Below are 13,064 nucleotides of genomic sequence, written 5' to 3'. Positions count from 1 at the left end.
CGAACACAATATCAAAAAATGGTGCTAACCAAATGTTAGCACCATTTTTTTGATGAATGAAAAAATTCCTAAAGCATGTAAAAAAACAAAAATGATCGCAACGGGTGTTACATATCGAATTAAAAAATACCAAAGTTTAAACAATTGATAGGGAACCGACGATCCTTGGGAGATTTCTTTATAAAGTATTTCTTTTGGTATTTTATTTCCCACGAATAGCGCGATCAATAGTGCGCCTAGTGGTAGAAATATATTGCTTACTAAAAAATCCATAAGGGAAAAAAATGTTAGTCCAAATATCAGCGAGTTTTCTAATAAACCAAATGAAAGTGCTGAAGGAATTCCTAACGTAAAGATGATAATACCTGATGTCCAAGCCATTTTCCTACGGGTATCATTACTTCCCTTCGTAAGTGAGGCAACAATGATCTCTAATAATGAGATTGCTGATGTGATCGTGGCAAACAATAGTAAAGCTAAAAACAACACGAGAAAGAGAGTACCGAATGCCATTTCATTAAAAACTGCTGGTAATACTGTGAAGATCAAACTTGGGCCTTCAGTTGGTTCGAAGCCCAAAGCAAAAACGGCTGGGAAGATCGCGAGGCCGGCCAAAATTGAAATTAAAATGGTTAACCCAACGACTGAAAACATTGATCGCGGTAGACTTTCACCTTTTTGTAAATAGGAACTATATGTAACCATTGTTGATATACCTAGACTTAATGCAAAAAATGCTTGTCCTAAAGCAAATAATATCGTTTCAGAACTAACAGCAGAAAAATCTGGCTTCAAAAAGAAGCTAACACCTTCAAATGCTCCTTCTAATGTTAATGAGCGAGTAACTAAAATGATAAACAAGATAAAAAGCGAAGGCATCATGAAACGACTTACACGCTCAATGCCTTTTTGGACACCACCTTGAACAATAAGCACTGTCAGAATGATAAATAGTAAATGTGCACCGATTGCCTGAAATGGGTTGGAAATTATTGTTCCAAATAGCTGTTGATAATCTACCAATTCGAGTTTACTTAGACTACCGGTAAGACTCCGTAATAAATAATTAACAATCCAACCACCGACAACACTGTAAAACGAAAGTAATACTATCGATGTACCAACACCTAATATCCCTACAAAATGCCAGGATGAGTTAGGAGCTATGCTTTTGTAGGCAGAGATGGCCTCCTTTTGCGTACTTCTACCAATGATAAACTCTGAAATTAGTAGTGGTGCCCCTAAAAAAACTGTAAACAATAAATAAATGAGGAAAAATGCTCCGCCACCGCTAGTTCCAGCAACATATGGAAGCTTCCAGATTGCGCCTAATCCTATCGCAGACCCTGCTGCAGCTAAAATAAAACCAAGTTTTGATGACCACTGATTGTGTTTTGTCATGATTATATAACGCCCTTCATCTAAAAAGTAATGTAAGTTACTATAAGTGGATTGCATTACATTGTCAACTATAAAGTGAAAATAGTATGAAATTCGCCTAACTTATTTGAAATAGAAATAGTAGAAAATAAATAGCAGCTCTAATGAATGAGTTTAAATATTAAGTAAAAAATAACAAGGTATATTTAGAATTGAAAACGTATCTTTGTTTATTATTGTGATTTGTGCTATACTTAATAAGTTAAAAAATAGTTAGGAGTTGTTTTCATGTCAGATCATTTAGAAGTAGGAAGTGTAGTTGAAGGGAAAGTTACAGGAATTAAGCCTTTTGGAGCGTTTGTAGCTATTGATGGAGAAAAACAGGGCTTAGTTCATATTTCTCAAGTTGCTCACGGATTTGTTAAAGATATTAACGAACACCTTTCAGTAGGTGATGAAGTTAAAGTAAAGGTTATGTCTATTGATGGAGACACAGGGAAAATTTCACTTTCAATTCGTGAAACTGTAGCTGCGCCAGAAAAGCCAGCTAGACCAGCAAAGCCTCGCACTGAAAGACCGAGAAAAGTTGAAGTTGCTCAAGAAAAGAGCCAAGGTTTCAATACTCTTGAAGAAAAGTTAAAAGGTTGGTTAAAACAATCAAACGAAATTCAAGCAGACCTTAACAAGCGTACGAAAAAATAAATGTGAAATTGCAATCGATCTATATAGTCGGTTGCTTTTTTATATTATTTTTAAAGCGGGTGTTGTCGAAACAAATCACTATAAGGTTGATATCTCCCATAACTGACAAATTATTCCCTAGGAAATGAGAAAAGAGGCTGACTTTGTAAATGTCAGTCGTCCTTTAGATAACGATTACATCTACAAGCCAGCCTCAATAGAAAGAAGGCTTATCTTTCAGTTTGTGGGCTTCTTTCTAGTTCTGCATCAGGTTTGAAAAGGATGGAGATACAATATAACCCTGCAAGTCCGACTAAAGCATAAATAAATCTTGAAAATCCAGCAGCTTGACCACCAAAGATCGCAGCAACTAAATCGAAGCGAAAGAACCCAATTAAGCCCCAGTTAATCGCACCAATAATTGCAAGTACTAAAGCAAAGCGTTGAATTCCGCTCATTCCTCTCACCTCCTTAAACGGGGGATTCGTAAGTAACTAGAAGAGCCTGCTCGCCACCGCTAGTGACAAGTCAAGTTTTTCTTACACTACCTGAATCGATAATATAAGAAGCTAACCTTCTACTGTTAGAATGACAAAGTAACTACAATTTTATACATTTTGGGAATTGAAATCTAAAATTAAAATGTGTTTAAAAACAATTTTGTGATAACCGTCTGGCAATTTCTTTAAAAAGTTTACATTTTTAATAGTTATTCCTTTACGTAAAAAAGGACATTCGTACATAATAGTAATTGAATAGAAAGGTTGGTGTTAAAGATGGATAATTTCAGTTTTCACAATCCGACAAAACTAATTTTTGGTCAAAATCAACTCGAACAGCTACAAAAAGAGGTACCACAGTATGGGAATAAAGTGCTCCTAGTATATGGTGGCGGTAGTATTAAACGAAGTGGATTGTATGATGCCGTTTTAAATCAATTAAGTGAAATTGGTGCAGAGGTTTTTGAATTAGCAGGAGTCGAGCCAAACCCACGTCTTACGACAGTCCATAAAGGTGTAGAAATATGTAAAAAGGAAAAAATTGAATTTATTTTAGCAGTAGGTGGCGGTAGTGTTCTTGATTGTACAAAGGCAATAGCTGCTGGTGCACATTTCGAAGGCGATGTTTGGGATATTGTAACTAAAAAACATCTTCCAACTTCAGCGGTACCATTTGGTACGGTACTAACCCTTGCTGCAACTGGATCAGAAATGAACTCAGGGTCAGTTATTACGAATTGGGAAACGAAAGAAAAGTATGGTTGGGGTAGCCCGCATGTATACCCGAAGTTCTCAATTTTAGAACCCGTTAACACGTTTACAGTTCCAAAGGATCACACAGTTTATGGAATTGTTGATATGATGACTCATGTCTTCGAACAATACTTTCATCCAACATCGAATACCCCACTGCAGGAACGAATGTGTGAAGCTGTTTTATTAACTGTTATTGAAGCAGCTCCAAAGCTGTTAGACGACCTCGAAAATTACGAGCTAAGAGAGACGATTTTATATTCTGGTACAATCGCATTAAATGGTTTTTTACAGATGGGAGCTAGAGGAGATTGGGCCTCTCATAATATTGAGCACTCAATTTCAGCAATTTATGATATTCCTCATGCAGGGGGATTAGCGATTATCTATCCTCAGTGGTTGCGACATGTTAAGAAACTAGGTTTAAGAAAACTAAACCAACTGGCTGTTCGCGTATGGTCTGTAGATCCAAATAATAAGACAGAGGAAGAAATTGCCGAAGAAGGGATCCAAAAGCTTGAACAATTTTGGCAAAGCTTAGGTGCACCTAGTCGATTAAGCGATTACGATATTGATGATACTAATCTTGATTTAATGGCTGATAAAGCGATGGTTTATGGTCCTTTTGGAAACTTTAAAAAGTTAATGAAAGAGGATGTAGTGGAGATTTTAAGTAAATCACTATAATAATGAAGAGTGTTGGGCTTTTTTTGTCCCAATGTTCTTTTTTTTGTAATATATTTTAGAATGTTTGCGCTTACATAAAAAAGGGAACTTGATTTGTTTCGTTTCTTTTAATAAAGTGAATGTGAGAGTTTCTGTATCAAGATTCGACTTAATTTCACTATTTTTTTCGGCCTAGTTATGTCGATGTTGACATATACTATAGCTATGCCCAAAAAGAATAACAATGAGGAGTGTTTATTTATGAGTGAGAAATTACATTTTGACTACTCGAAAGCATTAGATTTTATTCAAGAGCACGAAGTTACTTATTTACAAGACGCAGTTACAGCTGCCCATACTGCCTTACATAACAAAACTGGTGCAGGAAACGAGTATGTTGGTTGGGTGGATTTACCAGAGAATTATGATCGCGAAGAGTTTTACCGCATTAAGAAAGCGGCTGAAAAAATTAAAAACGACTCTGATGTATTACTAGTAGTAGGAATTGGTGGTTCATATTTAGGAGCTCGCGCTGCTATTGAAGCATTAAACCACACATTCTATAACGTCCTTTCAAAAGAAGCTCGCAAAACGCCACAAGTGATTTTTGTAGGACATAACATTAGCTCTACATATGTTCGTGATCTATTTGATGTCCTAGAAGGAAGAGATGTATCTGTTAATGTTATTTCTAAATCAGGAACGACTACTGAGCCAGCCATTGCTTTCCGTATTTTCCGTGACTACTTAGAGAAAAAATATGGTGTTGAAGAGGCCCGTACACGTATTTTTGCAACAACGGACAAAGCACGTGGCGCGTTAAAAACATTAGCTACAGAAGAAGGATACGAGTCATTTGTTGTACCTGATGATGTAGGTGGACGTTTCTCTGTTCTAACTGCTGTAGGACTTTTACCGATTGCGGTTAGTGGTGTTGATATTGACGCAATGATGGAAGGTGCTCTTGATGCGCAAAAAGACCTTGATAACCCAGACTTGAATACAAACAATGCTTATCAATATGCTGCTGTTCGTAATGCTCTTTACAATAAAGGGAAAACAATTGAACTAATGGTCAATTATGAGCCTGCACTTCACTTTGTTGCAGAATGGTGGAAGCAGCTCTACGGGGAAAGCGAAGGAAAAGATCAAAAAGGAATTTTTCCAGCTTCAGTAGACTTCTCAACAGACCTTCACTCAATGGGCCAATATGTTCAAGACGGACGTCGTGACTTATTTGAAACAGTCTTACAAGTAGAAAAAGTTGAAAAAGAAATCGTTATCGAAGAAGCATCAAGTGATTTAGATGGCTTAAATTACTTAGCTGGAAAGACGATGGATTTCGTAAATAAAAAAGCTTTCCAAGGGACAATGCTTGCTCATACTGATGGTGGCGTTCCAAACTTAATCGTTTCTATTCCAGAACTTACACCATATCATTTTGGATACTTGGTATACTTCTTTGAGAAAGCATGTGCAATTAGTGGCTACTTACTTGGCGTTAACCCATTTGACCAACCGGGTGTAGAAGCATATAAGAAAAATATGTTTGCTCTACTTGGTAAGCCAGGATTTGAAGAAGAAAAAGCAAAATTAGAAGCACGTTTAAAATAAAGAAAACTAGCTCCTTAATTGAGAGTGTATTGAAAAAATAATTTCGATCAAGATGGTGGTGGAAAAGTTCCGTCACCATCTTTTTCGTATTTTTTCAACAATAATAGCCAGTCTTACATTTTATTTCTTCAATCGGACAATCTATAAGTAGGATTGTTGTCTTGAGGAGGAAAACCAATGATTGAAATGCCATCCGAAATTGAAAATAAGCAATACAAACTGATTGATCTAGAAAAAAAGTTAAAACCACTTGGCTATGATATTGGTGGTAACTGGGATTATGACCATGGATACTTCGATTACAAAATGGATGACGAGGTTAGTTACCTGTTTTTACGTGTTCCGTTTGTAGCAATTGATGGTGAATTAGATCAAAGGGGCGTTGTTGTTCAGCTCGGAAGACCGTTTTTATTAGCACATAAATACAATAAGGGTTTAGATGATCACGTTGCTGATCCAAATCCGTGGGTAAACCAATTCTCAGAACCCGTCGACAGTGACGCACAGTTCCCGCAAAATTGGGTGAAAACAGGCCAAGATTTGGTAAAAGAGTTAGAAGCAATATTGCTTTATAGCTAACCTAGACTGGTTAGCTTTTTCTTTTGAAAAAATAAATCAAAAAAAATTGATTAAACCCCTTGCTAAATTTTGGGATAGAAAGTATAATTTCCTTAGATCAAAAAAAGTTGATTTAATAAAGTTAATACATCAAAAATAATTGATTTATAATAGGAGGAAAATAAAAATGACAAACAATTATTATTTAGTAAAGACTGAAGTGGATTACCGTCAGCAGCAAGTGAAAAGTGAAATGACGAAAGTCGCTAAAATGAAAGGTGAATTCAGACTAAACCTTTTTAAAGGGCTCTTTGAAAGACAACCAAAGTCTTGCTGCCCAAGCGTTTGCTGCATTGTATAGGTGGTATAAGTGGAAGAATTAAAGATTTTAAACTCGAACCCCTCAATTTGTTTTAAAGAATACGAAATGAAATTCAAAGCATTAGCAGATGAAAAACGTCTACAAATTATGCATGAGCTATGTGTCCGGAAAAAAATCTGTGTTTGTGATTTATGCGAAATTATGGATATGAAACAATCAAAATTATCGTACCACTTAAAGATCCTATTAGATGCCGATTTCATAAGCAAGGAAACAGAAGGAACTTGGAGTTACTATCAGTTAAATGAAGTTGAAGTAAATAAAATTTTATCAAACCAGCTCTGTTGTATTTTTACCACTTAGCAAAAAAAGAGGTAATCAGGCATTTTGCCGATTACCTCTTTTTAATTTGATTTTAAAAAATTAGAGTTATGATCTTTCTTCTTGGCTTTATACATCGCAATATCAGCAAGGTTAATAATTTCGTCAATCGTTGTAGCGTCCGTAGGGTATTGGGCAATTCCAATACTGAAGCTAATCGCTAACTCACTTTGTAATATTCGAATCGGAAATGTTGCATACTGGTTAATGCGACTAATCGTATCTTCAATAGATGCCTGATCAATAGTTTCAATTGTAATAATAAACTCGTCACCAGATTGACGATAGACAGTACCTACGTCTTTAGTAGCTTCATTTAATAGGCGTGAGATAGTTTGTAACATTTTGTCGCCGTAGTGGTGCCCGAGTGTATCGTTAATTTCTTTGAATTTATTCACATCGATAAATATTAATGTAAACGGCTTAGTTTCCTCTATTAACCCTTTGAGTTTTTCATGAAGAGCACGACGATTAGGGAGTCCAGTTAAGTCATCATGCAACGCCATATAATTAATTTTATCAAGAGCTATTTTGAGATCTTCATTCTTTCTAGAGAGCTGATGTGTCCGATCAACTACTTTTTGCTCTAAGTCAGCTTTCATCTCAGACAATGAAGTTAGAAGTTTATGATTTTGATAACTAGATAGAATTTGCCTTAAAAGAACTAACAGGATCATTCCAAATAAAACATATTTATATACATCATGGTAATTCCTACTAACAACCAAGTAGAGCAATGTAAGGATGCAACCGCTTTGGGTGAACATTCGGCTTACACTCCATTTATAGCTTAGTTTAACAGGGACAATTTGTTTTGATTCCTCGGTTTTATTTTCAGCTAAACTAAATATAGCTAAACCAAACAATAAAATACTTATGCTCCAAATTGGTTCTAAGAAGCTGTCATTGTGAAACATACCAAGATAGACGGCAACTGTAAATACGGTATCACCAAGAAATTGAAGGGAAATAGCTGCCATAAATAGCAACATTGTTCTTCGTTCAAATACGATATGCTGATAGACAAAACAAATGACCATTGAGATTAATAATAATAAAACAAACGAGGGGTACAAAGTCGAAACAATAATTTCTAATAAAGTAAAACCGCTCGTCGCTTCAAACATCGGAACGAAAACTTCCATTGTTAATAGGACAACAATCGTACTGTAAATAATGATTAAATCTAGTAGAAAGTTAAAATTCCTGAGGCGTTGACTATTTGTTGAAACAAGGTAAAAGAACGCAACAATAAACAAAATCGAATTGGAAAAATAAAAAATGTCACTAATGCCAGGGTAGGGAAGCTCTTCATTCGAATAAAGAAAGATCATCTGATAATTCCAGATAAGTTCAGCGATCAAATAGGAAAGTGTTCCCATTATAAATAAAAAGATAAAATTACGTCTTGGACCAGTGATCGTATTGTAGATTTGAATTTGTAATAGTAGTGAAAAAAGTGGTGCTGCTATTGCAAATAGGCCTGAAACATTACTTGCATGAAGTTCAGGAGAGAAAGTTAACCATAAAAAATAGAAGATTCCATATGATAAAATTGCTAGCATAAGTATAGGTGTTTTTCTCATATGTCACTTCTCCTTGTAGTCGTATAGGTAAATTATACTATTACATAAGTGCTTTTATCAATGAGAATATGGTTGGACAATAAAGGGAATTAAGTAGCTAATTTAATGGTAGGGGGAAGGAGACTCATAATTAGCCCAACTATTTACTACTAATTATACGTAACTAGTTCTGCTTAGCTAGTGTGTCCCCCGCTTTGAATAACAATAAATTGATCACCGTCTTCAATAACAGTAGTAGGGAGAGGATGCAAAATTACTTCATCTTTTCGGTACAATCCAATAATCAGCTTACTTTTACCCTCATAGTGTAAAAGGCAATCGCAATAAGTCTTTGTGACAAACTGTTTTTCGACCTCATCGTACAGAAGCATATGATCATTTTGATGATCTAAAAGCTGGTAAATGATTTTTGTAATCCCATGATACAATGTGCTATTTACCATCGCTAAACTAGAAAGCAATGAAGTTTCTATAATTTCATCAGCACCAGCCCGTAGGCAATTATTTTTTTGTTCAGGTGTTAATAGTTCAACGATACTATATATATTTGTGTTTAAGCCCTTGATTGCTAGAAGTGTAATGATACTTTTTGCATCGGCCTCAGCCTCGTGACCATGTAGATTTGCTGTAATGACGACTGTGTGCGCTTTTTCAATATTAGCGCGTTCTAAAGTTTTATCTTCTAAAGGGTTACCACGTATAAAATGGATCATATTGTTATTGATTGGGCATTGCTTCATCGTTTGATCAATGAGGACAATGTCAAGACGGTCATTTAACTGTTGTAGTTGGGCAATCGTATTTTTTGCTCGTTCATTCCAACCGATGACGACATAATGTCCATCTTTTTTGAAGGAAAGTTCACCATGTTTAAAGGCGTTTCTCGTTGTGATTGCAGTTGAAGCTAACGACGTAACAAAAAACGAGACAACACCAATCCCAAACAAGATTACCAAAAACGCAAGAAAACGCCCAACATTAGTGACTGGAGTATAATCACCATAACCAACCGTCGAAGCTGTAACAATAGCCCACCAAATTCCTTCAAACACAGTTGGAAATGTATCTGGCTCAATATAATGGATCGTAACACCTGCAGTGACAACCAAAAAAGCAACCATCAAAAACAATCGTAAAACAACAGGGAAACGAGCATACGTATGTGCAACTGCAGAAAAGTTCATCGAAAACCCCTCTCTTTACAAAGGAATAGCTATTGTTAACAAATTCATGTGTTGCTTAGTATAACCAATTCTTTTGAAACTATCTAAAATTGGGCGATCGCCAATGAAAAGTCGCTGTCTTTCCTTTCTCTTCGCTGTAAAATTGGATTGGATTTTTGAGGCTCGTTCAAGGGGCGAAATTTCAAATAGTTTTCATATACACCCCTGTTCATGTGGTGACGAAACGAAACCACCTGACCGAAATTTTTTCACAGAAAGTTGCGTTATGTTATGATGGATAGGTAAATGAATTAAAGGGTGTGAAACAGGTGGTTCAAGTTATCGTATTTATCATAACAATCTTTATCGGTTGGCTAATTTTCGACTTTGTGAAACATAAAAAACTTACAAAGGAAAATATCTTAACAGCGCTTATTGCAGCCGTTGTAGCAGGTGTTGCGTACTATGTGCTGTTTGGATTGTTTTAAGTAGTACGAAGTGAGTTCCTAGTGAAATATCGAAAATTGGTAAAAATTTAGATTGATCTTTCGCTCCAATTTGTCTATAATCATTTTATTGATATAAAAATGTGGGGGCTTAGCTCAGCTGGGAGAGCGTTTGGCTGGCAGCCAAAAGGTCAGCGGTTCGATCCCGCTAGTCTCCACCAACCAACGTACATAACGACTCAGTTTCTCGCTAAAGCAGGGAATTGGGTCGTTTTTTTGTTTTTCGAGATTGGAGATTGAAAAAAGAGGAGCAAACAATAAAGAAATGGTGACGATTTAATGGCGGAATAATTAATGTAACACTAATAATAGTGATAGAATTGAAAAAGTTTATATTCTTTTCCAACAAATTATCCTTTTAAATTGTTTATAACTATAGAGGAGGTGAAAAGCAATTGAAAAATGATGTGAACACGTTACTTACAGAAATTAAGGGTGCTAATGAAAGTTCCTTTGAGAAGCTATATATAAAAATGCACAAGGCTGTTTTTGCTCTTGCTTTGTCCATTATTAGAGATAAATCATTAGCAGAAGATGTTGTACAAGAAACATTTATCAGAATTAAAACCAAGTCTAATTCTTACCAAGAAGGAACTAACGGTCCGGCTTGGATTTTCCAAATTACTCGTAATTTATCTTTAAACTTACTTAAAAAAAGAAAGTGTGAAATCAACATATTTAATAATAACAACTCGATTGACGAATTAATTCTAAAACAGAATTCTAGTAAAGATAGACCACAAGAGGTTGAAATGTTTATTGAAAGATACCTTCTCCAAGAAGCGTTTACAAAACTTAATGAAAATGAACGTCAAATTGTAATCTTACATGCTGTCTCTGGTTTAAAGCACAGAGAAATCGCTGCTCTCTTAAATATTTCACAAGTAACAGAAAGATGGTACTATATCAGAGCTCTAGAAAAGTTAAGAAAAATATTATCTAACCAAATAAAATTATGAAAGAAGGGATCAGTTTTATGGATAATAAAAAGATTCTAAATTCGCTTTCAAAAGCGGTTAGTAGTATTGAGGTGGATGTTTGGGAAGATATAAAAAATAACAGCCAAAGTGGATTAGAAGAAATAAATTCTTCTTCAGTTCAAATACCTAAACGCAAGAGTGTGTTAACGAAAAGAAGACTCATTGCCGCAGCTATTGTATTTATAGTTATGGTTACTGGAATAAATTCTTTTATAAATATTGTTGGTAGGACTGCAGGCATGTCTTCAAGTTCATTTCTTTCATTTGTTGAATATGATAATAAACTATTCTTTGAAAATTTCAAAGATAGAGGAAGACTCTATAGTATGAATATAGATGGGAGTAACTTGATGAGTTTAAGCGATGAGAGTGTGTATAATTTTGTCATAGATGATAACAAAATCTACTATACCGATGACATTAATAATATAGTTATAACTGACTTAGAAGGCGCCGTAAAAAAAATATTAGAGAATACTAATGTACTTTCAATATCATTTGTATTAGATGATTGGATTTACGCGAGCAATGAGGAAGGAATATACCGAATCACTATAGATGGTATGATACGAGAAAAGCTTTCGGATGTGGTTCCCCATACACTAATAAATTATGGAGAAAGAATTTATTTTTCCAATACTGAGGCACTTTATAAAGCCGATCTTGACGGGAATAATGCTACTAAGATATTTAGTTCGAACATATCTAAGTTTTACATATATGAGAACGATGTATTCTTTTTTAATATTAATGATGGATACCGTTTATATAAGATAAATTTAGATAGTTTGATCTCACAAAAAGCTTACTTTAAAAGTAAAAGTTTATCCACTTCAACAAATGCTTTTGGAATTAGTGACAATAAGTTATATTTTATTAACGAAAGGCCTGCAAGTGAACCTTATTTGTTTGAGATTGACTTAGATGAAGAAAACTTAACAAAATTGACCGCAATCGAAGCAACTGAACTAAAAGTATTTGGAGGTAATATTTATTTATACCATCCCTCATCTGGAGGAACACTATATAAATATAGCCTTGAGGAAAATAAAGTTGAAAAAATGCTTTCTAGTAAGTAACAGTACGAGTAGAATAACACCCGCCTTCATATAAGGATGGGTGTTATTTTTTTATAAAAAATGCAACAAACTGTTCTCAAGTTCAAAAGTTCCATTTTTTTAATACTTAAAAAACTGCCTTGTTTTATCCTTAAGGACAAGTAATTAAATCTCGTCCCTTAATAACTCCTCGTTGATAATAATTCTACCTTCTTGATCTCTTTCAATTAAACTATTTGCTTCAAGTTTGTTCATAATTCTACTTACCGTTTCACGTGTAGAACCTATGATACAAGCTAACTCTTTGTTTTGAAATGGAGTTTTAATTAAAGTGGTTCCATTTGAAAGTCGGATGCCGTGTTTTTTTGCTAGTCGTAAGAGGAGTTTAATGACTTGTTCATGGACACTACATAATAGTTTTTCCTCTAAACGACATTGAAGGTCAATCATTTTTTCTCCCATTATTTTTAAAAGGATGATACTAACGTTTGGGTAGTCTGTTAGTAGTTTTCTAATGTTTTCGCTAGGAACGTATAGCAATTGAGCATCTTCTAAAACTAACGCGCTAGCTGGGTATCCAGTGTTGCCGAAGTAATAACCGAGGTGCGGAAACATCTCCCCATCATTACAAACTCCTACCAGTTGTTCTCTTCCATGGGTATCACTTCTTGATATTTTAACTCGACCACTGCATAAAAAATAAATGGAGTGAAAAGGATCACCTTGTAGAAAAATATGATTATTTTTTTTAACTTTTTTATAAGAAAAATAACAAGACATTTCCCTAAGTTCTATATCATCTATGTTTTTAAATGACGGAAACTCCCTGAGACATGTATGAACTTCATTTAAAAACACCATAATACACCCCACACAAAAAATATTTTTTGAAGCGTGATTTAAATCACGCTAATGA

14 protein-coding genes and 1 tRNA gene are annotated in these 13,064 nt (G+C 34.9%); 10 read left to right on the top strand and 5 right to left on the bottom strand.

Going from position 1 to position 13,064, the window contains the following annotated elements; genetic code table 11:
- Window positions 1–24 precede the first annotated feature (24 nt).
- Complete coding sequence (locus tag ACK4M9_RS16360) at window positions 25–1,401, bottom strand: sodium-dependent transporter (RefSeq protein ID WP_409852858.1); 1,377 nt, start codon at window positions 1,399–1,401, stop codon at window positions 25–27.
- Between the two features lie 267 nt (window positions 1,402–1,668).
- Here ACK4M9_RS16360 and yugI point away from each other — a divergent pair, with 267 nt between their 5' ends.
- On the top strand, window positions 1,669–2,082 hold the full coding sequence (gene yugI / locus ACK4M9_RS16355) for a S1 domain-containing post-transcriptional regulator GSP13 (protein ID WP_409852855.1): 414 nt from the start codon (window positions 1,669–1,671) through the stop codon (window positions 2,080–2,082).
- A 209-nt stretch (window positions 2,083–2,291) separates the two neighbouring features.
- Here the strand turns inward: yugI and ACK4M9_RS16350 are convergent, their stop codons facing one another.
- Window positions 2,292–2,519 (bottom strand): DUF378 domain-containing protein, encoded by a 228-nt coding sequence (locus ACK4M9_RS16350; protein ID WP_409852852.1) that lies wholly within the window; start codon window positions 2,517–2,519, stop codon window positions 2,292–2,294.
- A 318-nt stretch (window positions 2,520–2,837) separates the two neighbouring features.
- On the opposite strand from ACK4M9_RS16350, the gene ACK4M9_RS16345 reads away from it, so the two are divergent.
- The 5 genes from ACK4M9_RS16345 (at window position 2,838) to ACK4M9_RS16325 (ending at window position 6,837) form a co-directional block, all read left to right on the top strand.
- Window positions 2,838–4,001, top strand: coding sequence for an iron-containing alcohol dehydrogenase (locus ACK4M9_RS16345; protein WP_409852849.1), 1,164 nt, complete (start codon window positions 2,838–2,840; stop codon window positions 3,999–4,001).
- A gap of 240 nt (window positions 4,002–4,241) precedes the next feature.
- Window positions 4,242–5,594 carry a glucose-6-phosphate isomerase gene (locus tag ACK4M9_RS16340; protein ID WP_409852846.1) on the top strand — a complete coding sequence of 451 codons (1,353 nt, stop codon included), beginning with the start codon at window positions 4,242–4,244 and terminating at the stop codon, window positions 5,592–5,594.
- A 177-nt stretch (window positions 5,595–5,771) separates the two neighbouring features.
- Window positions 5,772–6,173 (top strand): YugN-like family protein, encoded by a 402-nt coding sequence (locus ACK4M9_RS16335; RefSeq protein ID WP_409852844.1) that lies wholly within the window; start codon window positions 5,772–5,774, stop codon window positions 6,171–6,173.
- Window positions 6,174–6,339: 166 nt separating this feature from the next.
- Window positions 6,340–6,513, top strand: a complete 174-nt coding sequence (locus tag ACK4M9_RS16330; RefSeq protein ID WP_409852842.1) for a hypothetical protein — start codon at window positions 6,340–6,342, stop codon at window positions 6,511–6,513.
- A gap of 66 nt (window positions 6,514–6,579) precedes the next feature.
- On the top strand, window positions 6,580–6,837 hold the full coding sequence (locus ACK4M9_RS16325) for an ArsR/SmtB family transcription factor (RefSeq protein WP_409852907.1): 258 nt from the start codon (window positions 6,580–6,582) through the stop codon (window positions 6,835–6,837).
- 41 nt (window positions 6,838–6,878) lie between these two features.
- Here ACK4M9_RS16325 and ACK4M9_RS16320 read toward each other — a convergent pair whose 3' ends face one another.
- Both ACK4M9_RS16320 and ACK4M9_RS16315 read right to left on the bottom strand, forming a co-directional pair.
- Window positions 6,879–8,441 (bottom strand): GGDEF domain-containing protein, encoded by a 1,563-nt coding sequence (locus tag ACK4M9_RS16320; protein ID WP_409852839.1) that lies wholly within the window; start codon window positions 8,439–8,441, stop codon window positions 6,879–6,881.
- Window positions 8,442–8,614: 173 nt separating this feature from the next.
- Window positions 8,615–9,625 carry a potassium channel family protein gene (locus ACK4M9_RS16315; RefSeq protein ID WP_409852837.1) on the bottom strand — a complete coding sequence of 337 codons (1,011 nt, stop codon included), beginning with the start codon at window positions 9,623–9,625 and terminating at the stop codon, window positions 8,615–8,617.
- Window positions 9,626–9,933: 308 nt separating this feature from the next.
- On the opposite strand from ACK4M9_RS16315, the gene ACK4M9_RS16310 reads away from it, so the two are divergent.
- From ACK4M9_RS16310 to ACK4M9_RS16295, 4 genes are all read left to right on the top strand, one after another.
- Window positions 9,934–10,092 (top strand): hypothetical protein, encoded by a 159-nt coding sequence (locus ACK4M9_RS16310; protein WP_409852835.1) that lies wholly within the window; start codon window positions 9,934–9,936, stop codon window positions 10,090–10,092.
- A gap of 103 nt (window positions 10,093–10,195) precedes the next feature.
- Window positions 10,196–10,271: transfer RNA gene (locus tag ACK4M9_RS16305), tRNA-Ala, on the top strand.
- 234 nt (window positions 10,272–10,505) lie between these two features.
- The gene (locus ACK4M9_RS16300; RefSeq protein ID WP_409852832.1) at window positions 10,506–11,069 is read left to right on the top strand and encodes an RNA polymerase sigma factor; all 564 of its coding nucleotides are present in this window, start codon (window positions 10,506–10,508) and stop codon (window positions 11,067–11,069) included.
- Between the two features lie 17 nt (window positions 11,070–11,086).
- A complete protein-coding gene (locus tag ACK4M9_RS16295) occupies window positions 11,087–12,169 on the top strand; it encodes a DUF5050 domain-containing protein (protein WP_409852829.1) in 1,083 nt (360 codons plus the stop codon).
- A gap of 144 nt (window positions 12,170–12,313) precedes the next feature.
- On the opposite strand, the gene ACK4M9_RS16290 is transcribed toward ACK4M9_RS16295, so the two are convergent.
- Complete coding sequence (locus ACK4M9_RS16290; protein ID WP_409852826.1) at window positions 12,314–13,009, bottom strand: Crp/Fnr family transcriptional regulator; 696 nt, start codon at window positions 13,007–13,009, stop codon at window positions 12,314–12,316.
- Window positions 13,010–13,064: the final 55 nt, after the last annotated feature.

Origin of the sequence: Anaerobacillus sp. (genome assembly GCF_046314235.1) — a bacterium.
Taxonomy (GTDB): Bacteria; Bacillota; Bacilli; order Bacillales; family Anaerobacillaceae; genus Anaerobacillus.
Note: the sequence above shows the minus strand (reverse complement) of the source record. Positions and strands in the feature narration are given on the sequence as shown.

Bases quoted from the DNA above. Each gene is read 5' to 3' on its own strand.
- ACK4M9_RS16345 (WP_409852849.1), top strand. From the start codon at position 2,838: ATGGATAATTTCAGTTTTCACAATCCGACAAAACTAATTTTTGGTCAA.
- ACK4M9_RS16290 (WP_409852826.1), bottom strand. From the start codon at position 13,009: ATGGTGTTTTTAAATGAAGTTCATACATGTCTCAGGGAGTTTCCGTCA.
- ACK4M9_RS16340 (WP_409852846.1), top strand. From the start codon at position 4,242: ATGAGTGAGAAATTACATTTTGACTACTCGAAAGCATTAGATTTTATT.
- yugI (WP_409852855.1), top strand. From the start codon at position 1,669: ATGTCAGATCATTTAGAAGTAGGAAGTGTAGTTGAAGGGAAAGTTACA.
- ACK4M9_RS16315 (WP_409852837.1), bottom strand. From the start codon at position 9,625: ATGAACTTTTCTGCAGTTGCACATACGTATGCTCGTTTCCCTGTTGTT.
- ACK4M9_RS16330 (WP_409852842.1), top strand. From the start codon at position 6,340: ATGACAAACAATTATTATTTAGTAAAGACTGAAGTGGATTACCGTCAG.
- ACK4M9_RS16295 (WP_409852829.1), top strand. From the start codon at position 11,087: ATGGATAATAAAAAGATTCTAAATTCGCTTTCAAAAGCGGTTAGTAGT.
- ACK4M9_RS16335 (WP_409852844.1), top strand. From the start codon at position 5,772: ATGATTGAAATGCCATCCGAAATTGAAAATAAGCAATACAAACTGATT.
- ACK4M9_RS16350 (WP_409852852.1), bottom strand. From the start codon at position 2,519: ATGAGCGGAATTCAACGCTTTGCTTTAGTACTTGCAATTATTGGTGCG.
- ACK4M9_RS16320 (WP_409852839.1), bottom strand. From the start codon at position 8,441: ATGAGAAAAACACCTATACTTATGCTAGCAATTTTATCATATGGAATC.
- ACK4M9_RS16325 (WP_409852907.1), top strand. From the start codon at position 6,580: ATGAAATTCAAAGCATTAGCAGATGAAAAACGTCTACAAATTATGCAT.
- ACK4M9_RS16360 (WP_409852858.1), bottom strand. From the start codon at position 1,401: ATGACAAAACACAATCAGTGGTCATCAAAACTTGGTTTTATTTTAGCT.